A 23,877-nucleotide genomic window follows, 5' to 3' on the forward strand; every position below is an offset into this window, starting at 1 on the left:
TGATTTTCGGTTGTTTTTGTAGGAACTCATAATCGCTTGGTCGTTGGTTCAAACCCAACAGGGGCCACCAAATTTTTGCTGTTTTCACAGCCTTACAAGCCATCCTGTCCGGGGTGGCTTTTTTGTTTCCCGCCTGCGTGCCACACTTCTCTCTCGGCATTCCTGATTTATTCCGACTCATAAGGATCCCGCATGATCGTCATCTGCGACCACGACAACCTCGACGCCTGGCTGGCGTTGCGCACCGCGCTGTGGCCGTCCGGCTCGCCTGAAGAGCACCGCGCGGAAATGCGCGAGATATTGGCTTCGCCGCACCACACCGCGTTTATGGCGCGGGGGCTGGACGGCACTTTCGTTGCCTTTGCCGAGGTCGCGCTGCGCTACGATTACGTCAACGGCTGCGAATCGTCGCCGGTGGCGTTTTTGGAAGGGATTTATACCGCCGAACGCGCCCGCCGCCAGGGCTGGGCCGCGCGCCTGATCGCGCAGGTGCAGGAGTGGGCGAAGCAACAGGGGTGCAGCGAGCTGGCGTCGGATACCGATATCGCCAATCTGGACTCCCAGCGCCTGCATGCGGCGCTGGGCTTTGCCGAAACGGAGCGAGTAGTGTTTTACCGCAAAACGCTGGGCTGATCAGGCAGTTTTGCTTTGCCGCTGATGCGCCAGCTGCTCGGCGCGCAGCAGGATCTCCTGCAAATCGTCCTCGTCGATATCGAACAGATCCCCCTCCATCAGCGCCTCGTGCAGATCGCCGCGGGTGATGGACACGGCATCGATCGGCAGATTGGCCGGCTTGGCCTCCGCCGGCGCCAGCGCGTGCGGGTAGCGTCGCCCGGCCAGGTTATTGAACAGAATGGCCAGCGCCGCCAGCAGCACCGAGTTCAGCAGCACCGGATACAGCACGAAGTGGTAGCCCATCTGATGAATGCCGGGGCCGCCGAGGATAGCGGTGAGCGCCACCGCGCCACCCGGCGGATGCAGGCAGCGCAGCCTGAACATCAGGCCGATGGCCACCGCCGCCGCTATGCCGCAGGCCAGCCCCGGATCGGGGATCAGCAGGCCGGCGCTGACGCCCACCGTCGCCGCCACCGCATTGCCGCCGACGATCGACCAGGGCTGCGCCAGCGGGCTGTTGGGCACGCCGAACAGCAACACCGCCGAGGCACCCATCGGCGCGATAAACCACAGGTTCACCTCGCCCAAAATAAAGTGGCTGATCCAGCCGGCGAGCATCAGCCCCAAACCGGCGCCGACGCTGGAAATCAGCATCTCTCGCTTGCCCACCGCCAGCGGGTGCGGCCACAGGCGCGCGCATCCCACTTTTACTCGTTCTATCCACTGCGTCTTCATGTTACCCAATACGGCTCAATTCACGTGTTGGCAACAAATATATCACATCATCCGGAAGGAACTCACGGCGCTGCAGGCCGCGGCATCAAACAACTTTTGACCTAACAGATTGATTTTTAGCCATCCCTCGACAATGATGAATGTTCTCCCCTTAACCCCGAGGAACCGCCGATGTCTCAACCGATCACCGAGCTTTACACCGACAGTGAATTTTTCAGCCCGTACGCCATGTCCGCCTTTGTCGTGCTGACGGAAAAAGGCATTCCGTTCACCGTGAAGACGGTGGATCTGGCGAAAGAAGAGAATAAAGAGGCGGCCTACGCGGCGCTGTCGCTCACCCGCCGGGTGCCGACGCTGGCCATCGGCGAGTTTCAGCTCTCGGAGTCTTCGGCGATCGCCGAATACCTGGAGGACATCCATCCGGCCCACGCCGTGTACCCGCGCGACGTGAAGCTGCGCGCCAAGGCGCGCGAGATCCAGGCCTGGCTGCGCAGCGATCTGCTGCCGATCCGCGCCGAGCGCTCGACCGAGGTGGTGTTCAACAACGGCAAGTTCCCGCCGCTGTCCGAAGCCGCACAGGGGGCCGCACGCAAGCTGATCGACGCCGTCGAAAAGCTGCTGAGCCACGGGCAGGACAATCTGTTCAGGGAGTGGTGCATCGCCGACACCGATCTGGCGCTGATGCTCAACCGGCTGGTGATGCACGGCGATCCGGTGCCGGAGCGCCTGCGCCACTATGCGCACAAGCAGTGGCAGCGCCCGTCGGTGCAGGCCTGGCTGGCGCTGTCGGCAAAGCGGCGCGCCTGAGAAAAAAATCGGCGGCCACGACGCCGCCGTTCTCAATGCCGAGAAACAACATCACTGCTTGAGGGAAGGCAAATCACCATCCAGAGGGCAGATAGCCTAACAATGAAGCGATGGCGTACACCGCGCTGGCCAGGTACAGCAGCACAATGCTGATCTGCAGCAGCGGGTGCGTGATCCAGTTGCACTGCCAGCGCGGCGTCTGGTCGCCATGTTTGCGTGCGCCGCGCAGGATCAGCATCGGCATGATCGACAGGATCACCCCGCTGAACACCCCGGCGAAGTAGAGCGCGTTGACGAACGACACCAGCCCGCTGTAGGCCAGCGCGAACGGCGGCACCACCACCAGCAGCAGCACGCCGAAGCGGCGCAGCGGCAGCTCGTCGTTGCCCAGCCGGAACTTGTCGAAAATATTGGTCAGGAAACTGCCGCCCAATCCCCAGTAGGAAGTCAGCATCGCGCACAGCGCGAAGATGTTGGCGGAGAAGAACGCCCACTGCCCCAGCGCCTGGCCCCAGGATATGGTGGCCACGTCGGAGATGCCATCCAGCCCGCTGAGCGCGATCACCGACATCGGCACCGCCGCCAGCAAAATGAAGGTCACCGCCATGCCGACGATGATCGCCTTCGGCAACTGCTCCGGCTTGTCGGCAAAGCCGCGCGCCATTTCCGGCACGATGTACTGCGCCGAGAAGCAGAACACCACCACGTTGAACACCGGCACCATAAAGCGCCAGTCGCCGTCCAGCAGGTTGCGCATCTGGGTGGTGTCTTTCAGCAGCGTCGCCGCCACCAGCGCTGTCAGCATCACCACCATGCCGATGCTGATGAACTTCTCGCCGCGGCCGATCGCTTTCAAACCGAGGTACAGCACGCCGGCGGCGGGCACGAAGAACAGCAGGCTGCCCAGCGCCGGCGAAATGCCGAACAGCGATTGCAGCAGCTTGCCGCTGCCGGTCATATAAGCGGTAAGCGCCCCGACGCTGTTGACGCACACCGAAGCGAACATCAGCCAGGCGCCCAGGCCGCCGACATAGCGCTTCGCCAGCCCGCTCAGCTGCAGATGCGCGCGGGTGCGCAGCGTGGATTCGGCGACGTACAGCATGGTGATGGTGGTCAGGCTCCCCACCAGCACCAGCCAGAACAGCAGCGGCAGGAAACCGGCCTTGCTGGAGGCGTAGGCGATGGAGAGCACCCCGGCGCCGATATTGGTGCCGACGATCATCGCCACCCCTTCAAGGAAACTTAACGATTTGGCGGGTGCAGGTGCTCGCACCCCGGCGGCAAGCGCCGGAGAAACAGAGGTATTATCAGACATGCATCATCCTTTATCGCCCGGCGACGCTGGCCGCCGGGATGGGTTAACGTCCTGACGCTCAACGGCTCACATCGATACACAGGTATTTCAGCTCCAGATATTCTTCTATCCCGTAGCGCGATCCTTCACGCCCGAGCCCTGACTGTTTCACGCCGCCGAACGGCGCCACTTCGTTGGAAATCAGCCCGGTGTTGATGCCGACCATGCCGTACTCCAGCGCTTCCGGCACGCGCCACTGGCGCGCGGCGTTCTGCGTGAACAGGTAGGCGGCCAGGCCGAATTCGGTGTCGTTGGCCATGGCGATGGCTTCCGCCTCGTCATGGAAGCGGAACAGCGGCGCCACCGGCCCGAAGGTCTCTTCTTTGGCGAAGCGCATTTTCTGCGTCACGCCGGTCACCACCGTCGGCTGGAAGAAGGTACCGCCCAGCGCGTGCGGCTGGCCACCGGTGGCGATCTGCGCCCCTTTGATCAGCGCGTCGTCGATATGGCTCTGCACCTTCGCCACCGCATCGCTGTCGATCAGCGGCCCCTGGGTGGTGCCTTCCTGGCTGCCGTCGCCGACTTTCAACTGCTCGACCGCCGCCACCAGTTTCTCTGCCAGCCGCTCGTAGATGCCGTCCTGCACGTAGATGCGGTTGGCGCAAACGCAGGTCTGGCCGCTGTTGCGGAACTTGGAGGCCATGATGCCCGCCACCGCCGCGTCCAGATTGGCGTCGTCGAACACGATGACCGGCGCGTTGCCGCCCAGCTCCAGCGACAGCTTCTTGATGCTCGGCGCGCACTGCGCCATCAGAATGCGGCCGACCTCGGTCGAGCCGGTAAAGCTCAGCTTGCGCACCACCGGGCTGTCGCACAGCACCTTGCCCACCTGCGCCGCTTCCCCGGTCACCACCTGCAACACGCCGGCGGGAATGCCGGCGTCCTGCGCCAGCTTGGCCAGCGCCAACGCGGTCAGCGGCGTTTGCTCGGCAGGTTTGACGATGATGGTGCAGCCCGCCGCCAGCGCCGGCGCCACCTTGCGGGTGATCATCGCCGCCGGGAAGTTCCACGGGGTGATGGCCGCGCACACGCCGATCGGCTGCTTCACCACCACCAAGCGCTGCGAAGCCTGCGGCGCCTGCAATACCGCGCCGTCCACCCGCTTGGCCTCTTCGGCGAACCAGGTGATGAACGACGCGGCGTAGGCCACTTCGCCGCGCGCTTCCGCCAGCGATTTACCCTGCTCGGCGGTCATCAGCTGCGCCAGATCTTCCTGTGCGGCCAGCACCTTGTCGGCCCAGGCCAACAGCAGCGCAGAACGCTGCTTGGCGGTCAGCTGTTTCCAGTCGTTTTGCGCCCGCTGCGCCGCCGCGATCGCCTGCTGGGTTTCCTCTTCGCTGACCAGCGGAATGCTGGCCAGTTCGGCGCCGGTGGCCGGGTTGATCACCGCTTCGCGCTTGCCGCTCAGGGCATCGCACCATTCACCGTTGATCAGACACTGGCTGCGCAACAGCTCGGGATTGTTCAATTTCATGCCGTTCGCTCCTTAGTGAGCCAGCGCGCGGGACAGGATGCCCATCGCCTTGGTGAACTGATCGTCCGGGATGGTCAGCGGATACAGGAAGCGGATCACGTTGCCGTTCACGCCGCAGCTCAGCAGCAGCAGCCCTTCTTCCATCGCCTTCTGCTGCACCTGACGGGTGATCTCCGCCGAAGGCTTGCCGGTAGCCGGATCGTTGAACTCCACCGCCACCATCGAGCCTTGCGCGCGCACATCGGCGATCGCCGGGCTGGTTTTGCGCGCCTGCTGCAACACTTCCACCAGGTGCTCGCCCAAGCGCTGGGCGCGCTGGCATAGCTGCTCTTCGTCGATCACGTCCAGCACCGCATGCGCCGCGGCCACCGCCAGCGGGTTACCGGCGTAGGTGCCGCCCAGCCCGCCCGGCGCCGGCGCGTCCATCACCTCAGCGCGGCCCGCCACCGCCGACAGCGGCATGCCGCCCGCCAGGCTTTTCGCCATGGTGATCAGATCCGGTTTAACGCTGTAGTGCTCCATGGCGAACAGCTTGCCGGTACGGGCGAAGCCGGTCTGCACTTCGTCGGCGATCAGCAGGATGCCATGCTGGTCGCACAGCGCGCGCAGCGCCTGCATGAACTCGGCCGGCGCCACGTTGAAGCCGCCTTCGCCCTGCACCGGCTCCAGCACGATCGCCGCCACCTGCTTGGGATCGATATCCGCTTTAAACAGGCGATCCAGGCTGTTCATCGCGTCTTCGGTGGTCACGCCGTACAACGCGTTCGGGTACTGGCCGTGGAACACCGAGCCGGGGAATGGGCCAAAGCCCAGTTTGTAAGGCGCCACTTTGCCGGTCAGCGCCATGGTCATGTAGGTGCGGCCGTGGAAGCCGCCGCCGAAGGTGATCAACCCCGGGCGGCCGGTGTAAGCACGGGCGATCTTCACCGCGTTTTCCACCGCCTCCGCGCCGGTGGTGAAGAAGGCGGTTTTACACGGGCCGGCGATCGGCGCGCGCTGGTTGATGCGCTCCGCCAACGTGACATAGCTTTCGTAAGGAACGATCTGATAGGCGGTGTGGGTGAAGGCCTGCAGCTGCTTTTCAATCGCGGCGATCACCTTCGGGTGGCGGTGGCCGGTGTTCAGCACGGCGATCCCCGAGGCGAAGTCGATCACTTCTTTGCCTTCCACATCCCACAGCGTGGCGTTCTCTGCGCGCTCGGCGTAAAAACCACACATCACGCCCACTCCGCGCGGGGTGGCGTCCTGACGGCGTTGGTTCAATTCTGCGTTTTTCATGCTGTTCTCTCCGGTCGGTGCCAGTTACACGTTTCGTTCACATTCGTGAAACAATGCCGTTTATTTACACAGGATGTGGCCCTATAATCGAGTGCCAGTTACGAATAATTGAGGGATCCAATTGCGCTCATTGAGTGGTGATCTGTTGCTGCAGCGCCTCGGCGAGCAGCCCGATGACAAGCTGCATAAGCGGCTTTACAACGCGATCCGCACCAGCATTCTCGACGGCAGCCTGCCGCCCTCCAGCCGCTTGCCCGCCTCGCGCGATCTGGCGCAGGAGCTCAGCCTGTCCCGCAACACCGTATTAACCGTTTATGAACAACTGTTGGCGGAAGGCTACGTATCGGCGCGCGCCGGCAGCGGCACCTTCGTCGCCGACACGGTGCCGGACAGCTGCCTCTCCACCGGCGGCGCGCCGGCCGACGGCAGCGGGCAACCGCGGCGCGTCGAACTGTCGGAACGCGGCGCCACGCTGCTGCACCACGCCAGCGCCAGCCCCAAACAGTGGGGAGCATTCATTCCCGGCGTGCCCGACGTCAACGCCTTTCCCCATCAGCTGTTCAGCAAGATCCAGGCGCGCCTCAGCCGCCGCCCGGCGCCGCAGCGGCTGACCTACAGCAATCAGGGCGGCAGCCCGGAGCTGCAGCATGCGTTGGTGGAGTATTTACGGGTGGCGCGCTCGGTGCGTTGTTCGCCGGAACAGATCCTGATCACCGAAGGCATCCATCAGGCGATCGATCTGGTGACGCGCATGCTGTGCAATCCGGGGGATGACGCCTGGATCGAAGAGCCGGGCTATTGGGGGATCCGCAATATCCTGCGCATCAATGCGCTGAACATCTGCCCGCTGGCGGTGGACGAAGCCGGGCTGGTGCCGCCGGAGCAGCCGACCACCCCGCCCCGCCTGATTTTCGTCACTCCGTCGCACCAGTATCCGCTCGGCTCGGTGATGAGCCTGGCGCGCCGCCAACGGCTGCTGGCGCTGGCGCGCAACGCCGGCGGTTGGATCGTCGAGGACGATTACGACAGTGAATTCCGCTTTTCCGGCCAACCGATCCCGGCGCTGCAAGGGCTGGAGGCCGACGCGCCGGTGATTTATATCGGCACCTTCAGCAAAACGCTCTATCCGGCGCTGCGCCTCGGCTATGTGGTGTTGCCGCCGCCGCTGGTGCAGGCGCTGAAAACCGCCCACGCCGAGCTGTACCGCGGCGGGCACCTGCTGATCCAGAGCGCGCTGGCGGAGTTTATTCAGGCGGGGCATTACACCGCGCATATCCGCCGCATGCGGCTACTGTATGCCCGGCGGCGCGCTTTCCTGACCGGCTTGATCGAACAGCACCTCGGCAAACAGGCGCTCAGCGAGTTCAACAGCAACGCCGGGCTGCATCTGATCCTCAACCTGCCGGACGAGGCCGACGACGTGGCGATCGCCGCCGCCGCCGGCGCGCGCGGGGTGCTGGTGCGGCCGCTGTCGCGCTACTACATGCAGCCCAACCGCCGGCGCGGCCTGCTGATGGGGTTTGCCTGCGTGCCGGAAGAGCAGATGGCCGCCGCCTTCACCCAGCTGCTGGCGTGCATCAACGCGCCCGAAATGAAAAAGGCGGCTCCTTAGGGCCGCCTTCGCGCGTTACCAGGCCTGAAGCCGCCAACCGTCCGCCTGCCGGTGCAGGCGGTGCGTCGGCCGCAGCGCCTGCAGGAAGTCTTCGTCGTGCGACACCACCAGCATCGCGCCGGGGAAATCTGCCAGGGCGGTTTCGATCGCCAGCGACGACGCCAGATCCAGGTGGTTGGTCGGTTCGTCCAGCAACAGCAGCTGCGCCGGTTGTCGCCGCCACAGCGCGCAGGCCAGCGCCGCCTTAAGCCGTTCGCCGCCGCTCAGCGAGCCCAGCGGCAGCGCGATGCGATCCGCGCCAAGCTGCAGCTGGGCCAGCCGAGTGCGCAACGCGCCTTCCGCCAGCGGCGAATCCTGCAGCCCCAGATGGTCCATCACCGACAGACTCGGGTCGAGCTGCGACAGAGTTTGATCGAGGTAGGCCGTCGACAGCGGGCAATGACAATGGCCGGAAAGCGCCGTCAGCTGACCGAGAACGGTTTTCAGCAAGGTGGATTTTCCGCAGCCGTTGGGGCCGGTCAACGCCACGCGCATCGGGCCGTCGATACGCAGATCCAGCGGCGGCGCGCTGACGAACGGCAGCTGCAGCTGCTCGAGCACCAGCACCTGCTTGTTCGCGCTCACATCACTGCCCGGCAGCGCCAGCAACACCGGCTGTTCCTCTTCCACCCGCTGATAAGCCTCGCGCACCGCCGCATCGAGGCTGTCGCGCTGGTCCTGATGCTGTTTGCGCAGCGTGCCGAGGCTCTCCTTCGCCGCCGATTTGTAGGCCACCCGTTCGAAAGAGGCGATATTCAGCGTATCGACGACGCGCAGCGTTTGCGCCGAGCGCCGCTGGCTCATGTCATGCTCTTTCTGCTGACGGGCGCGGGTACGGCGGCGCTCCTCGCGCGCATGCTCCAGATCGGCGCGCGCCGCCTGCTGCTCCGTGTCGCGCTGGCGCCGGTAGTCGTCGTAGTTGCCGCCGTAGCTGCGCAGCGCGCCGGGCGTCAGTTCGACGATGCGCTCCATATGCCCCAGTAGTTGCCGATCATGGCTGGCGATCAGCAGCCCGCCCTGCCACCGCTCCAGTTGCTGATACAGCCAGGCGCGCCCGGCGCTGTCGAGGTGGTTGGTCGGTTCGTCCAGCAGCAGATAATCCGCCTCCCCCAGAAAAGCGCCGCACAGCGCCGCGCGCATCCGTTCGCCACCGCTCAAGTCGCACGCGGATCGCAACGGATCGAAGGCCGGCAGCCCGGCGGCGGCGAAGGCGCTTTGCAGGCGATCGTTGAGATCCCAGCGCCCTTCCAGACGATCGATGTCGTCCGCCAATGGCCGCCCCTGCTCGATGCGCGCCAGTGCGGCGAACACCTCGCCGTAGCCCAGCAGCTGCGCCAGCGTGGTGTCGGCCGCGATCTCCGGCTGCTGCGCAACGTAAGCCAATGCGGCATGGGATTCGACGTGCCCGTTGCCCGGCCGATCCCGCCCGGCGATCAGGCGCAGCAGCTGGGTTTTGCCGACGCCGTTGCGCCCTACCAGGCCGCAGCGCTGCCGATCGAAAGCGAGATCCAGCGGGCCGAACAGCGTTTCGCCGTCAGCAAATTGGCAGGTCAGTTGATGTAAAACGAAATAAGGGGACTGCGCAAAATGAGCCATAAGCACTCCTGAATGAGATCAAAACATCCCCACAGGGCGCGAGAGCGCACGGCGTGGGACCAGATATCAACAGGTGTGGTTGTTCATTTTCGGTTATGGCTCCGCAGAGAGAAGGAATTTGCAACGCGCAAAGGTTAACCGATCTTTTGTTCGTTATGCAAACAGTGTCTGAGATTCATGACGTCTATCACATTCGGCGCAACACAGATTCCCAAGCGGCGCGACAACGGCTAGATTTATCTCATCCGACCACTTGTGTTCACATAATTATAACAACGGGCCCCGATTTCACCCGATGGAGAGTGCAATGAGCAATTACCCTCACCTGCTGGCGCCGCTGGATCTCGGCTTCACTACCCTGAAAAACCGGGTGCTGATGGGATCGATGCATACCGGCCTGGAAGAGCTGCCCGACGGCCCGCAGCGCCTGGCCGCGTTCTATGCCGAGCGCGCCGCCGCCGGCGTGGCGCTGATCGTCACCGGCGGCATCGCCCCGAACGAACAGGGCGTGGTTTTTCGCGGCGGTTCGATCCTCAACAGCGAGGAGCAATTGCCTCACCACCGCCCGGTGACCGAAGCCGTCCACCTGGCGGGCGGCAAAATTGCGCTGCAGATCCTGCACACCGGCCGCTACAGCTATCAACCCAAGCTGGTCGCCCCTTCCGCCCTGCAGGCGCCGATCAACCCGTTTACGCCGAGCGCGCTGAGTGAAGCGGAGATCGAGCAGACCATCGCCGACTTCGCCCGCTGCGCGGCGCTGGCGCAACAGGCCGGCTACGACGGCGTTGAGGTGATGGGTTCCGAAGGCTACCTGATCAACCAATTCTTGACGACGCGTACCAATCAGCGCGACGACCAATGGGGCGGCAGCTTCACCAACCGCATGCGCTTCGCCGTCGAGACCGTCAGGGCGGTGCGCCAGGCGGTGGGCGCGGAGTTCATTCTGATCTACCGGCTGTCGATGCTCGATCTGGTGGAAGACGGCTCCAGCTGGCAGGAGATCGAACAGCTGGCGCTGGCGGTTGAACAGGCGGGCGCCACGATCATCAATACCGGCATCGGCTGGCACGAAGCGCGTATTCCGACTATCGCCACCATGGTGCCGCGCGCCGGGTTCAGTTGGGTGACCCGCAAGCTGATGGGCAAGGTCGGCATCCCGCTGATCACCACCAACCGCATCAACGATCCGGCGGTGGCCGAGCAGGTGCTGGCGGATGGCTGCGCCGACATGGTGTCGATGGCGCGTCCGTTCCTCGCCGACGCCGCCTTTGTGCAGAAAGCCGCCGAAGGGCGCGCCGACGAGATCAATACCTGCATCGGCTGCAACCAGGCCTGTCTCGACCAGATTTTTGAAGGCAAGCTGACTTCCTGCCTGGTCAACCCGCGCGCCTGCCGCGAAACCGAAATGCCGCTGACAATGACGGAGAAACCGAAAAAACTGGCGGTGATCGGCGCCGGCCCCGCCGGGCTGGCCTTTGCCACCACCGCCGCCAGCCGCGGCCATCAGGTGACGCTGTTCGACGCCGCCGAGCAGATCGGCGGCCAATTCAACATCGCCAAGCAGATCCCCGGCAAGGAAGAATTCCATGAAACCCTGCGTTACTTCCGCCGCCAACTGGCGCTGCGTGAAGTGACGGTCAGGCTGGGCGTCAAGGTCGAGGCGGCGGATTTAAGCGAATTCGACGAAGTGATCCTCGCCTGCGGCATCGTGCCGCGCACCCCGGATATTCCCGGCATCGGCCACGCCAAGGTGCTGAGCTATCTGGACGTGCTGCGCGATAAAAAACCGGTCGGCCAGCGGGTGGCGATCGTCGGCGCCGGCGGCATCGGCTTCGACACCGCCGAGTACCTCAGCCAGCACGGCGTGTCCAGCAGCCTGGATCAGGCGGAATTCAACCGCGAATGGGGCATCGACGGCCGCCTTGAGCAGCGCGGCGGGCTGGCGGCGCAAGGCCCGCTGGCACCACGCGCCGCCCGGCAGATCTACCTGTTGCAGCGCAAAACCAGCAAGGTGGGCGAAGGCCTGGGGAAAACCACCGGTTGGATCCACCGCGCCAGCCTGGCGATGCGCGGCGTGAAGATGCTCAACAGCGTCAGCTATCGGCTGATCGACGATGAAGGGCTGCACATCACCCGCGCCGAGCAAGAGAGTTGCCTGCCGGTGGACACGGTGGTCATTTGCGCCGGGCAGGAACCGCGCCGCGAGCTGCAGCAGCCGCTGCTGGCGATGGGGAAAACCGTGCATCTGATCGGCGGCGCCGACGTGGCCGCCGAGCTGGACGCCCGCCGCGCGATCGATCAGGGGACGCGGCTGGCGATGGCGCTGTAAAAAAGGGGCGCACAGCGCCCCTGACATTGATGACAAACCTCATCCCCATGCTGGGTGGCAGAGAGCAGCGAATAGAAAACAAGGAAAATCAATTTATTGATTTTCGGCTGATATCCACAAAGGGGGGAAAAACCACGCTTTTTCCCCCCTTTGTCAACAGCATGAGGGGCGCCTGGCGCCCCTTGGTCATCACGCTCAGCGACGCGCGCCGGATTTCACCGCTCTCAAGATCACGAACTTCTTGTTCGAGGCCACCAGCGTGCAGTTGCCGAACAGACGCTTGAGCTTCTGGTGATAGTCGAGGTGGCGGTTGCCGACGATGCGCAATTCGCCGCCCACCTGCAGACAGCGCTTGGCGTCGCAGAACATCTGCCAGGCGGTGTGATCGGTAATGGCGTGCTGCTGGTGGAACGGCGGGTTACACAGCACCGCCTGCACGCTTTCGCGCTCGATGCCCGCCAGCGCGTTGTTCACCTCAAACTGGCAGCGATCCAGCTCTTGCGGCAGGTTGTGCTCCACGTTCAGTTCGCTGGAGGCCACCGCCATGTAAGATTCATCGACGAAGGTCACCTGCGCTTCCGGGTTTTGCGCCAGCGCCGTCAGGCCAATCACGCCGTTGCCGCAGCCCAGATCGACGATATGGCCGTTCAGGCCGCGCGGCAGATGCTCCATAAACAGGCGCGCGCCGATATCCAGGCTGCCGCGCGAGAAGACGTTGGCGTGGTTATGGATCAGCCAATCGGTGCCGTCCAGCGGCCAGTCGGTGGTTTCCGCCGCCGCCGGCGGGACGATGTCCGCCGCCTGGCAGAAGATCAGGCGCGCTTTCTTCCACGCCAGGCTGGTGCGCGTCGGGCCCAGCACCTTTTCAAACAGCTGCATCGTCGAGGTATGCACGTCGCGCGCCTTGGCGCCGGCGACGATCAGCGTGTCTTCGGTCACGACGTGGCGCAGCGCGCGCAGCTGCTGTTCCAGCAGCGCCAGCGCCTTCGGCACGCGAATCAACACCACTGCCGGCGCCGCCGGCAGCTCGGCCAGGCTGTCCAGCAGCGTAACCTGCTCGGGATCCAGCCCGTTGAGCTTGAGGTTGTGGCGCGTCGCCAGCTGGCTCATGTAGGAGTCGCTGACGCTGTAAGGGCGATGCGCGTGCAACGCACAGGCCAGGGTGCCGAAGTTATCGTTGAAAATCAGCACCGGACGGCCGCCGATATCTACGTTTTCAAGCTGTTGCAGCAGATATTCGTCCGCCGCTTCCCACGCCTGCAGTTGGGTGGATTCTTCTTGTTGGGGATAACGCTCCAGCTCAAGTTGCTGTGTTCCCAGATCGAGTTGGCTCATTGCCCCTCCTGACTGATAAAATTTGGGCTGTTTATCCCCTAAAAACGCCCGTCAGTAAAATGTTTTTTCGGATAAATTGCGTATGCCAGGATTTGAGCGAAAAAACAGCATAGAATGACCGACTGAATGGCCGTTGATACGGAACAAGAATGTCTGAATTGACCTACCTGCAAGGCTACCCAACGCATCTGCAAAGTCAGGTGCAGCAACTGATCCATCAAAACCGGCTGGGAGACGTGCTGCTACAGCGCTACCCGCAGGTGCACGGCTGCACCACCGACAAGTCGCTGTATCAGTTTACCGTCGATCTGAAAAACCAGTATCTGCGCAACGCCCAGCCGCTGAGCAAGGTGGCCTACGACAGCAAGATCCACGTCATGAAGCACGCGCTTGGCCTGCACACCGCCATCTCGCGCGTGCAGGGCGGCAAGCTGAAGGCCAAGGCGGAAATCCGCGTGGCGACGGTGTTCAAGGTCGCGCCCGAACCCTTTTTGCGCATGATCGTGGTGCATGAGCTGGCGCACCTGAAAGAGAAAGATCACAACAAGGCGTTCTACAGCCTGTGCTGCCATATGGAGCCGGATTACCACCAGCTGGAGTTCGATACCCGGCTGTATCTGACGCACCTTTCGCTGTTTGGCGAGCTGTATGCATAGCGAGTGAGGGCGTGATAATCTGCGGTTTTAGGCCTGGACCGGAGCTCGCCATGATTCGCTTTGCCGTCGTCGGCACCAACTGGATTACGGAACGTTTTATCGATGCCGCCCATGAAAGCGGCAAACTCAAGCTGAGCGCCGTGTATTCACGCTCGCTGGAACAGGCGCAGGCGTTTGGCGCCAACTATCAGGTCACGCAGTTTTTCGACTCGCTCGAGGCGATGGCGCAGTCTGACGCCATAGACGCGGTGTATATCGCCAGCCCCAACTCCCTGCACTGCCCGCAATCGCTGCTATTCCTGCGCCATAAAAAGCACGTGATCTGCGAAAAACCGCTGGCCTCCAACCAGCGCGAAGCGGAACAACTGGTCGCCTGCGCGCGGGAAAACCAGGTGGTGCTGTTCGAGGCGTTCAAAAGCGCCTATCTGCCGAATTTCCTGGCGCTGCAGCAGGCATTGCCTAAAGTCGGCCGGCTGCGCAAAGCCTTTATCAACTATTGCCAATACTCTTCGCGCTATCCGCGCTATCTCGCCGGCGAGAATCCCAACACCTTTAACCCGCAGTTTTCCAACGGCTCGATCATGGACATCGGCTACTACTGCCTGGCCAGCGCCGTAGCGCTGTTCGGTGCGCCGCAGTCGGTGCTGGCCAGCGCCACGCTGCTGGATACCGGCGTGGACGCCCACGGCACCGTCTGCCTGAACTACGGCGATTTCGACGTCACGCTTTCCCATTCCAAGGTCAGCGACTCGGCGATCCCCAGCGAAATCCAGGGGGAAGAAGGCACGCTGATTATCGACAAGATTTCCGAGTGTCAGGGCGTGGCGCTGACGCCGCGCGGCGGCAACCGGCAGGACCTGAGCCAGACGCAGCACATCAACACCATGCTGTATGAAGCGCTGGCTTTCGCCGAGCGGGTTGAGCAGCGTCAGGTGGAACATCCGGGGCTGGAGAATTCGCTGATCGTCGCCCGCCTGCTGACCGACATCCGCCGCCAGACCGGCGTCGTCTTCCCCGCCGACGGAGAATGAGATGAAACCGCTGCTCGTGATGCAAACCGGCGACGCGCCGCAGGCCATTCGTCAGGAATTGGCCAACTTTGATGGCATGTTCCTGCAACAGGGGAATATCGACGCCGAACGCGCGCACATCGTGCATCTGCCCGCCGGCGAAAGGCCGTTGCCGCCGGCCGCCTATTGCGGCGTGGTCATCACCGGCTCGCCGGCGATGGTGACCGAACGGCTGCCGTGGAGCGAGGAGGCCGCCGAATGGCTGCGTCAGGCGATGGCGATCAAACTGCCGCTGTTCGGCGTCTGCTACGGCCACCAGCTGTTGGCCTACGCGCTCGGCGGCGAAGTGGGCTATCACCCGCAGGGCATGGAGGTCGGCACGCTGGAGATCGAACTGCTGCCCGCCGCGGCCGACGATCGGCGCCTCACCCTGCTGCCGCCGCGCTTCAAGGCCAATCTTATCCACTCGCAGAGCGTGCTGACGCCGCCCGCCGGCGCGCAGACGCTGGCGCGTTCGCAGCAGGACGCGCACCAGATCCTGCGCTATGGCGATCACGCCCTGACCACCCAGTTCCACCCGGAATTCAACGGCGCGGTGATGAGCCAGTATCTGCAGTGGCTCGGCGAACTGCATCCCGAGCAGCAAGCCCGCTATCAACAGCAACAACAACAGGTTAGCGACACGCCGTTCAGCCGCCTGCTGCTGCAGGGATTCGTCGTCAGCCTCGGCGCGCAAAAAGCGATGGCCGGCTAACGCGATTCACGTTGACCGCCGACACATTTTGCATTACTTTCTGCTCTGCAAAGGGGAGTAACTTCATTGCCGGTCAATCGTCATTACGATGCGCAAGCATCCGGTTACCGGGCAACCTGATGTCAAAGGTGTAACCACCTTCATCAACGTTGTAAGTGAGACCTTGCCGGAAGGCGAGGTTTGCTTGCAGCGTTCACAGAGCGGCTGGCGTCTTCCGACGTTGGCCGTTTTTGTTTTTGAAGGATACCTCTGATGATGAATTCCGTTGGCACACCGTGGTTATGGGGCAGCTTCGCCGCCGTCATAGTCGTGATGCTCGCAATCGATCTCCTGTTGCAGGGCCGTAAAGGCGCGCACACCATGTCTATGAAGCAGGCCGCCAGCTGGTCGCTGGTGTGGGTCAGCCTCTCCCTGCTGTTCAATTTCGGTTTCTGGTACTACCTGAATGAAACCGCCGGGCGCGCCGTCGCCGATACCCAGGCGCTGGCCTTCCTCACCGGCTACCTGATCGAAAAAGCGCTGGCGGTGGATAACGTGTTCGTCTGGCTGATGCTGTTCAGCTACTTCGCCGTGCCGGCCAACCTGCAGCGGCGGGTGCTGATCTACGGCGTGCTGGGGGCGATCGTGCTGCGTACCATCATGATCTTCGCCGGCAGCTGGCTGGTCAGCCAGTTCCAGTGGCTGCTGTATCTGTTCGGCGCCTTCCTGCTGTTCACCGGTATCAAAATGGCGCTGGCGAAGGAAGATGACTCGGCGATCGGCGACAAGCCGCTGGTGAAATGGCTGCGCAGCCACCTGCGCATGACCGACAACCTGGAAGGCGAGCGCTTCTTCGTGCGCCGCAACGGCATCCTGTTCGCCACCCCGCTGGTGCTGGTGCTGATCCTGGTAGAGCTGAGCGACGTGATCTTCGCGGTGGACAGCATTCCGGCGATCTTCGCCGTGACCACTGACCCGTTCATCGTCCTGACCTCCAACCTGTTCGCCATCATGGGCCTGCGCGCCATGTACTTCCTGCTGGCCAACGTGGCGGAGCGTTTCTCGATGCTGAAATACGGCCTGTCGGTGATTCTGGTGTTTATCGGCATCAAGATGCTGATTATCGACTTCTTCCACATCCCGATCGGCGTATCGCTGGGCGTGGTGGCGGGCATCCTGACGCTTACCTTGCTGATTAACGCCTGGGTCAACCGCCGCAACGATCGCCTGGCGAATAAACAACCATAATCTGTTATCCGGGGCGCTAGTCGCCCCGTGATTGTTTGGCAATTCCCTCAAAACGCCAAACGTTATTGCGATCACACAAATGTAACCAGTATGTTATCAAGTGTTGATCCGCGCTTAGAATTTCACCTTCGCCTCTTTCCAACATCATTCGATTGCTGAATACTGATTCGGCAAACACACTTAGTTACAGAATCATATAAAGCCACCCGGCGTCGTTCCCGCCGCGGCGGCCAGATAACATCAGGAAGAAAGCACTATGCAAAAACTACTACAAAAGATCACGCAGGGTAGCCTGGTCAAACAAATCATGGTCGGTCTGGTGGCCGGTATTCTGTTGGCGCTGGTTTCGCCGGCGGCGGCTTCCGCCGTCGGCCTGCTCGGTTCCCTGTTCGTCGGCGCGCTGAAAGCGGTGGCGCCGGTGCTGGTGCTGATTCTGGTGATGGCCTCGATCGCCAACCATAAGCAGGGGCAGAAGACCAACATTCGCCCGATCCTGTTCCTCTACCTGCTGGGCACCTTTGCCGCCGCGCTGGTGGCGGTCGTCGTCAGCTTTATCTTCCCTTCCACGCTGGCGCTGACCACCGGCGCGACGGACATTACCCCGCCGGGCGGCATTGTGGAGGTGATGAAAGGTCTGTTGATGAGCGTGGTGGCCAACCCGTTCCATGCGCTGATTAATGCCAACTACATCGGCATTCTGGCGTGGGCCGTCGGGCTGGGGCTGGCGCTGCGCCACGCTTCCGAAACCACCAAGGGGCTGATCAACGACATGTCCCATGCGGTTACGCTGGTGGTGCGTGCGGTGATCCGCTGTGCGCCGCTCGGCATCTTCGGCCTGGTGGCTTCCACGCTGGCGGAAACCGGCTTCGGCGTGCTGTGGGGCTACGCCCAGCTGCTGATGGTGCTGCTCGGCTGCATGCTGCTGGTGGCGCTGGTGCTCAACCCGCTGATCGTTTACTGGAAGATCCGCCGCAATCCGTATCCGCTGGTGTTCGCCTGCCTGCGCGAGAGCGGCGTAACCGCCTTCTTCACCCGCAGCTCGGCCGCCAACATCCCGGTGAACATGGAGCTGTGCAAGAAGCTGAACCTGAATGAGGACACCTACTCGGTTTCCATCCCGTTGGGCGCCACCATCAATATGGCCGGCGCGGCGATCACCATCACCGTACTGACGCTGGCGGCGGTAAACACGCTGGGCATCGCGGTGGACGTTCCGACCGCCCTGCTGCTGAGCGTGGTGGCCGCCCTCTGCGCCTGCGGCGCCTCCGGCGTGGCCGGCGGCTCGCTGCTGCTGATCCCGCTGGCGTGCAACATGTTCGGCATTCCGAACGACGTGGCGATGCAGGTGGTAGCGGTCGGCTTTATCATCGGCGTGCTGCAGGATTCGGCGGAAACGGCCCTCAACTCCTCCACCGACGTGCTGTTCACCGCCGCGGCCTGCCAGGCGGAAGACCAGCGGCTGGCGAACGAAGACCCGCTGAAGGTGCGTTAATCCCACCCTGGCTGCATTGCAAAGGCGCTCTTTCGAGCGCCTTTTTTGTCAGCCTTACAGCGTCACTCCGCTTTTAAAGATCGCCAGCTCGCGGAAATCGTTGGCTTCATTGCGCGCCGGACGGCCGTTGGCGATCTCGACGATCAGATCGACGAAGCGGCCGAGCAAGGTCTCCATCGCCACCCCGTGAACCAGACCGCCGGCGTCGAAATCGATCCAGTGCGGTTTCTTCGCCGCCAGTTCGCTGTTGGTCGCCAGCTTCACCGTCGGCACAAAGCCGCCGTACGGCGTGCCGCGCCCGGTGCTGAACAGCACCATATGGCAGCCGGCGCCGGCCAGCGCGCTGGTCGCCACCGCGTCGTTGCCCGGCGCGCTGAGCAGATTCAACCCCGGCACGCGCAGCCGCTCGCCGTATTTCAGCACGTCCACCACCTGACTCAGGCCCGCTTTTTGGGTGCAGCCAAGCGATTTCTCTTCCAGCGTGGTAATGCCGCCGGCCTTGTTGCCCGGCGACGGGTTCTCGTATATCGGCTGTTGATGGGCGATGAAATAGCGTTTGAAATCGTTGATCATGTCGACGGTTTTGTCGAAAGTCTCCCCATCGCGGCAACGGCTCATCAGAATGCGCTCGGCGCCGAACATCTCCGGCACTTCGGTCAGCACCGTGGTGCCGCCATTGGCGATCACATAATCGGAAAACCGTCCCAGCAGCGGGTTGGCGGTAATGCCCGACAATCCGTCCGAACCGCCGCACTCCAGGCCGAACTTCAGCTCGCTCAGGCGGCCCGGCTCGCGGCGATCGTGGCGCATCTCACGGTACAGCTCGTGCAGCAGCCCCAGCCCGGCCTCCACCTCGTCGTCCTGCTGTTGGCACACCATAAAGCGCAGCCGCCGCTCGTCCGCCATCCCCAGCGTGGCGCGAAAGGCCTCCACCTGATTGTTCTCGCACCCCAGCCCGATCACCAGCACCGCGCCGGCGTTGGGATGGCGCGCCATGTTTTGCAGCATGATGCGGGTGTTGGCATGATCCTGTCCCAGCTGCGAGCAACCGAACGGATGGCTGAACAGATGCACGCCGTCGATCCCCTCCGCCTGCGTTTGCTGCAAAAAGCGCTGCTGGATCTGGCGGGCGATGCCGTTGACGCAGCCGACGGTCGGCACGATCCACAGTTCGTTGCGGATCCCCACGTCGCCGCCGGCCCGGCGGTACAGCTGCACCTCGCGATCCGCCGCCTGCGGCGGCAACGCCGGGAACTGCGGCTGGTAACGGTAGCTGTCCAGATCGCTCAGGTTGGTTTTGGCGTTTTGCGAATGAATATGTTCCCCGGGCCCGATGGCCGCGAGCACGTGGCCGATCGGCTGGCCATATTTGATGATGTCCTCGCCCTTTGCGATCGGGCCGAGCGCAAACTTGTGCCCGCGCGCCACCGGCTGCGCCAGTTGAACGCGCTCCCCGTCCAACTCAACCGTTTCTCCGGCGGCCAGATCGCGCAGCGCCACCGCCACGTTATCCTGCTCGTGAATCTTTATCGTACTTTGCATAAACCGGTCCCGGATAACGGCTACGCCAGGTCAATGGCGAAATAGTTTTTGGCGTTGTCGAAACAGATGTTTTTCACCATCTCGCCCAGCAGCGCGAGATCCGCCGGCGCTTCGCCGTCCGTCACCCAGCGGCCGATCATCTGGCAAAGAATGCGGCGGAAGTATTCATGCCGCGTATACGACAGGAAGCTGCGACTGTCGGTCAGCATGCCGACGAAACGGCTCAGCAACCCGAGCTGCGCCAACTGCGTCATTTGGCGCTGCATGCCGTCCTTCTGATCGTTGAACCACCAGCCGGAACCGAACTGCATCTTGCCCGGCGTGCCTTCCCCCTGGAAATTGCCGATCATGGTGCCAATCACTTCGTTATCGCGCGGGTTGAGGCAATAGAGAATGGTTTTCGGCAGGCCGCCCTGCCGCGCCTGGGCATCCAGCAGCCGCGACAGCGGCTCCGCCAGCGGCCGATCGTTGATCGAGTCGAAGCCGATATCCGGCCCGACGGCGGCCAGCATGCGGCTGTTGTTATTGCGCAGCGCGCCGATATGGTACTGCTGCACCCAGCCGCGACGCCGGTATTCGCCGGCCAGGAACAGCAGCACTGCGCTTTTGAACTGGGCGCTCTGTTCCGGGGTCGGCAGCTCGCCGTTCAGGCGGCGCAGCAGGATCGCATCCAGCGCCGCTTCGTCGGCCTCGCCGAACACCACCACGTCCAGCGCATGATCGGCCACCTTGCAACCGTGGGCGGCGAAGTGATCCATGCGCTTGTACAGCGCGTCGCACAGCGCGCTGAAGCGGCCGATGGCGGTGTCCGCCGCCGCCTCCAGCTGCCGCAGATAGTCGTTGAAGCCAGGCGCATCGATGGCGAAGGCCTTGTCCGGCCGCCAACTCGGCAACACCTTGATATCGAAGCTGTGATCGTCGGCGATCGCCCGATGGTGGTGCAGATCGTCGATCGGATCGTCGGTGGTGCCGACCATTTTCACGTTCATCTGCCGCATGATGCCGCGCGCGCGAAACTCATCCTGCGCCAGCAGCGCATTGCCGCGCTGCCAGATCTCATCCGCCGTGGCCGGCGACAGCAGCGTTCCAGTGATGCCAAACGGCCGGCGCAGCTCCAGATGCGTCCAGTGATAGAGCGGATTGCCGATGGTGTGCGGCACCGTGGCGGCCCAGGCGTCGAATTTCTCGCGATCGCCCGCATCGCCGGTGCACAGCCGCTCCGCCACGCCGTTGGTGCGCATCGCCCGCCATTTATAGTGATCGCCCCGCAGCCAGATATCGTACAGGTTGCTGAAGCGGGTATTCTCCGCGATCTGCTGCGGCGGCAAATGGCAGTGGTAATCGAAAATCGGCTGGTCCGCCGCGTAGTCATGATACAAACGCCGGGCAAATTCGCTGTCCAGCAGGAAATCTTCGCTCAAAAACGTCGCCATCTCGGGCTCCTTACCTTACTTGCCGTGCGGCATGGGGATCGAATCACAAAAGTTATCACACCAATTTTAATGAGCGTCCAGCAAATTTTTCTCGACGCCTGCCGTTTTGCTGTCCTTTAATCCCTTTTCTGCTCATTTTTACGGCAAATTTGCGTCATAAATGCGCTATTTCATCGGCGACAGTATCGCTCAGGCAAATAATTCCTTTTGTGATATCACTCAACTTTTAAACCTGTATGACAGGTTATTGTCTCGCCAGCCGCATCGCCGGCCATACCTTCAAACGGGGAGACATTTCGGATGCGTAAAATTAAAGGGTTACGCTGGTACATGATCGGGCTGGTGACCATCGGCACCGTGCTGGGCTACCTGACCCGCAACGCCATCGCCGTGGCGGCGCCGACGCTGGAAGATACGCTGCACATCACCACCCAACAGTATTCCTACATCGTCGCCGCCTATTCCGCCTGCTATACCGTGATGCAGCCGGTGGCGGGCTATGTGCTGGACGTGCTGGGCACCAAGGTCGGCTACGCCATGTTCGCCATTCTGTGGGCGCTGTTCTGCATGGGCACCGCGCTGGCCAACAGCTGGGGCGGCCTGGCGCTGGCGCGCGGCGCGGTCGGCATGGCCGAGGCGGCGATGATCCCCGCCGGGCTGAAGGCCAGCAGCGAGTGGTTTCCGGCCAAAGAGCGTTCGATCGCCGTCGGCTATTTCAACGTGGGTTCGTCGATCGGCGGCATGATCGCCCCGCCGCTGGTGGTATGGGCCATCGTGGCGCACAGCTGGGAGATGGCGTTCGTCATCACCGGCGTGCTGAGCCTGATCTGGGCCATCTGCTGGCTGCTGTTCTACAAGCACCCGAAAGATCAGAAGAAACTGAGCCAGGAAGAGCGCCGTTACATCCTCGAAGGGCAGGAAGCGCAGCACCAGACCTCTAACGCCAAAAAAATGTCCGCCTGGCAGATCGTGCGCAACCGCCAGTTCTGGGGCATCGCGCTGCCGCGCTTTCTGGCGGAGCCGGCCTGGGGCACCTTCAACGCCTGGATCCCGCTGTTCATGTTCAAGGCCTACGGTTTTAATCTGAAAGAGATCGCCATGTTCGCCTGGATGCCGATGCTGTTCGCCGATCTCGGCTGCATCGTCGGCGGCTACCTGCCGCCGCTGTTCCAGAAGTATTTCAAGGTCAATCTGATCGTCTCGCGCAAGCTGGTGGTGACGATGGGGGCGGTGTTGATGATCGGCCCCGGCATGATTGGCCTGTTCACCAGCCCTTACGCGGCTATCGCGCTGCTGTGCGTAGGCGGCTTCGCCCATCAGGCGCTGTCCGGCGCGCTGATCACCCTCTCTTCCGACGTGTTCGGCCGCAATGAGGTGGCGACCGCCAACGGCCTGACCGGCATGGCGGCCTGGACCGCCAGCACGCTGTTCGCCCTGGTGGTTGGCGCCCTGGCGGACACCCTCGGCTTCAGCCCGCTGTTCGCCGCGCTGTCGGTCTTCGACATTCTCGGCGCCATCGTCATCTGGACGGTGCTGCAAAACCGCCCGGCCGCCGAACCGCAACCCGCCACGCTGCAACCGTCCCCGGCGCGCAGCTGATCCCGTCGCCCGGCCGCCGCGCCGGGCCTCCTGCTCCTCTGGCAGCGGTGCCGAATAAGTGGTATAACAAATCCGATGGCCACGCGCCCCTTCCCACCGCACCGTATAGAGCATTCACTATGGAATTCACTGAAACCAGACGCCTGTATCAGCAACTGGCCGCCGAGCTTAAACAACGCATCGAAAGCGGCCGCTACCCGGTGGGCGACAAGCTGCCGGCCGAGCGATACATCGCCGAAGAGATGAATGTCAGCCGCACCGTGGTGCGCGAAGCGATCATCATGCTGGAAGTGGAAGGCTATGTGGACGTGCGTAAGGGATCCGGGATCCACGTGGTGTCCAACCAGCAAAAACACCTGGTGGTGCCGGGCGACAGCATCGAGTTCGCCACCGCCGGCCCGTTTGAGCTGCTGCAGGCGCGCCAGCTGATCGAAAGCAACATCGCCGAATTCGCCGCCACCCAGGTGACCAAGCAAGATATCGTGCAGTTGATGGAGATCCAGGAGCACGCCCGCAAAGAGGATCGCTTTCGCGACTCGCAGTGGGATCTGAAGTTCCACGTGCAGGTGGCGCTGGCCACCCAGAACACCGCCATGGCCACCATCGTGGAAAAAATGTGGGTGCAGCGGGTCAACAACCCTTACTGGAAGAAACTGCACGAACATATCGACGAACGTTCGATCGCCAGCTGGTGCGACGATCACGATCAGATCCTCAAGGCGCTGATGCGCAAAGATCCTTACGCCGCCAAACTGGCGATGTGGCAACACCTGGAAAACACCAAGCAGATGCTGTTCAACGCCACCAGCGACGATTTCGAATACAATGCCGACCGCTATCTGTTCGCCGAGAATCCGGTGGTGCATCTGGATGGCGTGAGCCACGAACCGAAATAGCCACGGCGGTCAAAAACCGTCGGCTTATGTCAGGTAATGTAAAATCCGCTGAATCGATGCCGGAACCGCCGTTTGCCGTGTACTATTTCACCGT

Annotated in this window: 19 protein-coding genes; 11 read left to right on the forward strand and 8 right to left on the reverse strand. The window is 62.8% G+C overall.

Features of this window, described 5'->3' with window-relative positions; genetic code table 11:
- Window positions 1–192 precede the first annotated feature (192 nt).
- On the forward strand, window positions 193–633 hold the full coding sequence (aac(6'), locus tag SSARUM_RS20840) for an aminoglycoside 6'-N-acetyltransferase (RefSeq protein ID WP_033654785.1): 441 nt from the start codon (window positions 193–195) through the stop codon (window positions 631–633).
- On the opposite strand, the gene SSARUM_RS20845 is transcribed toward aac(6'), so the two are convergent.
- Entirely contained in the window at window positions 634–1,350 is a 717-nt protein-coding gene (locus SSARUM_RS20845; protein ID WP_060430972.1) for an HPP family protein, read from the reverse strand.
- A gap of 171 nt (window positions 1,351–1,521) precedes the next feature.
- Here SSARUM_RS20845 and yfcF point away from each other — a divergent pair, with 171 nt between their 5' ends.
- Window positions 1,522–2,157 (forward strand): glutathione transferase, encoded by a 636-nt coding sequence (gene yfcF, locus SSARUM_RS20850; protein ID WP_033636084.1) that lies wholly within the window; start codon window positions 1,522–1,524, stop codon window positions 2,155–2,157.
- 73 nt (window positions 2,158–2,230) lie between these two features.
- Here yfcF and SSARUM_RS20855 read toward each other — a convergent pair whose 3' ends face one another.
- Genes SSARUM_RS20855 through SSARUM_RS20865 form a run of 3 tightly spaced genes read right to left on the reverse strand, consistent with a single transcriptional unit; the run spans window position 2,231 to window position 6,263 of the window.
- A complete protein-coding gene (locus SSARUM_RS20855; protein ID WP_039569357.1) occupies window positions 2,231–3,472 on the reverse strand; it encodes an aromatic amino acid transport family protein in 1,242 nt (413 codons plus the stop codon).
- A 58-nt stretch (window positions 3,473–3,530) separates the two neighbouring features.
- Window positions 3,531–4,985, reverse strand: coding sequence for an NAD-dependent succinate-semialdehyde dehydrogenase (locus tag SSARUM_RS20860; RefSeq protein WP_033649022.1), 1,455 nt, complete (start codon window positions 4,983–4,985; stop codon window positions 3,531–3,533).
- Window positions 4,986–4,997: 12 nt separating this feature from the next.
- The gene (locus tag SSARUM_RS20865) at window positions 4,998–6,263 is read right to left on the reverse strand and encodes a 4-aminobutyrate--2-oxoglutarate transaminase (RefSeq protein ID WP_060430970.1); all 1,266 of its coding nucleotides are present in this window, start codon (window positions 6,261–6,263) and stop codon (window positions 4,998–5,000) included.
- A 121-nt stretch (window positions 6,264–6,384) separates the two neighbouring features.
- Between SSARUM_RS20865 and pdxR the strand changes: the two genes are divergently transcribed.
- Window positions 6,385–7,875, forward strand: a complete 1,491-nt coding sequence (pdxR, locus tag SSARUM_RS20870) for a MocR-like pyridoxine biosynthesis transcription factor PdxR (RefSeq protein ID WP_033654788.1) — start codon at window positions 6,385–6,387, stop codon at window positions 7,873–7,875.
- A gap of 15 nt (window positions 7,876–7,890) precedes the next feature.
- On the opposite strand, the gene SSARUM_RS20875 is transcribed toward pdxR, so the two are convergent.
- On the reverse strand, window positions 7,891–9,510 hold the full coding sequence (locus tag SSARUM_RS20875) for an ABC-F family ATP-binding cassette domain-containing protein (protein ID WP_060430968.1): 1,620 nt from the start codon (window positions 9,508–9,510) through the stop codon (window positions 7,891–7,893).
- Between the two features lie 307 nt (window positions 9,511–9,817).
- Between SSARUM_RS20875 and SSARUM_RS20880 the strand changes: the two genes are divergently transcribed.
- Entirely contained in the window at window positions 9,818–11,839 is a 2,022-nt protein-coding gene (locus SSARUM_RS20880; protein ID WP_060430966.1) for an oxidoreductase, read from the forward strand.
- Between the two features lie 195 nt (window positions 11,840–12,034).
- Here SSARUM_RS20880 and rlmG read toward each other — a convergent pair whose 3' ends face one another.
- A complete protein-coding gene (gene rlmG, locus SSARUM_RS20885) occupies window positions 12,035–13,174 on the reverse strand; it encodes a 23S rRNA (guanine(1835)-N(2))-methyltransferase RlmG (RefSeq protein ID WP_033636091.1) in 1,140 nt (379 codons plus the stop codon).
- A 149-nt stretch (window positions 13,175–13,323) separates the two neighbouring features.
- On the opposite strand from rlmG, the gene SSARUM_RS20890 reads away from it, so the two are divergent.
- From SSARUM_RS20890 to sstT, 5 genes are all read left to right on the forward strand, one after another.
- Window positions 13,324–13,830, forward strand: a complete 507-nt coding sequence (locus tag SSARUM_RS20890) for a M48 metallopeptidase family protein (RefSeq protein ID WP_033649016.1) — start codon at window positions 13,324–13,326, stop codon at window positions 13,828–13,830.
- Between the two features lie 50 nt (window positions 13,831–13,880).
- Window positions 13,881–14,861 (forward strand): Gfo/Idh/MocA family protein, encoded by a 981-nt coding sequence (locus tag SSARUM_RS20895; RefSeq protein ID WP_060430964.1) that lies wholly within the window; start codon window positions 13,881–13,883, stop codon window positions 14,859–14,861.
- 1 nt (window position 14,862) lies between these two features.
- Window positions 14,863–15,594: a glutamine amidotransferase gene (locus SSARUM_RS20900; protein WP_015379152.1), complete on the forward strand. Its 732-nt coding sequence runs from the start codon at window positions 14,863–14,865 to the stop codon at window positions 15,592–15,594.
- 252 nt (window positions 15,595–15,846) lie between these two features.
- Window positions 15,847–16,821 (forward strand): TerC family protein, encoded by a 975-nt coding sequence (locus SSARUM_RS20905; protein WP_033649013.1) that lies wholly within the window; start codon window positions 15,847–15,849, stop codon window positions 16,819–16,821.
- A gap of 256 nt (window positions 16,822–17,077) precedes the next feature.
- Complete coding sequence (gene sstT, locus SSARUM_RS20910; protein ID WP_060430962.1) at window positions 17,078–18,313, forward strand: serine/threonine transporter SstT; 1,236 nt, start codon at window positions 17,078–17,080, stop codon at window positions 18,311–18,313.
- 54 nt (window positions 18,314–18,367) lie between these two features.
- On the opposite strand, the gene SSARUM_RS20915 is transcribed toward sstT, so the two are convergent.
- A complete protein-coding gene (locus SSARUM_RS20915; RefSeq protein WP_060430960.1) occupies window positions 18,368–19,855 on the reverse strand; it encodes a UxaA family hydrolase in 1,488 nt (495 codons plus the stop codon).
- A gap of 20 nt (window positions 19,856–19,875) precedes the next feature.
- Window positions 19,876–21,288, reverse strand: coding sequence for a glucuronate isomerase (gene uxaC, locus SSARUM_RS20920; protein ID WP_060430958.1), 1,413 nt, complete (start codon window positions 21,286–21,288; stop codon window positions 19,876–19,878).
- A 300-nt stretch (window positions 21,289–21,588) separates the two neighbouring features.
- Between uxaC and SSARUM_RS20925 the strand changes: the two genes are divergently transcribed.
- A complete protein-coding gene (locus SSARUM_RS20925) occupies window positions 21,589–22,887 on the forward strand; it encodes an MFS transporter (protein ID WP_048321977.1) in 1,299 nt (432 codons plus the stop codon).
- Window positions 22,888–23,006: 119 nt separating this feature from the next.
- Window positions 23,007–23,783 (forward strand): transcriptional regulator ExuR, encoded by a 777-nt coding sequence (gene exuR, locus SSARUM_RS20930; RefSeq protein ID WP_033636102.1) that lies wholly within the window; start codon window positions 23,007–23,009, stop codon window positions 23,781–23,783.
- Window positions 23,784–23,877: the final 94 nt, after the last annotated feature.

It is taken from the genome of Serratia sarumanii, from assembly GCF_029962605.1.
Taxonomy (GTDB): Bacteria; Pseudomonadota; Gammaproteobacteria; order Enterobacterales; family Enterobacteriaceae; genus Serratia; species Serratia sarumanii.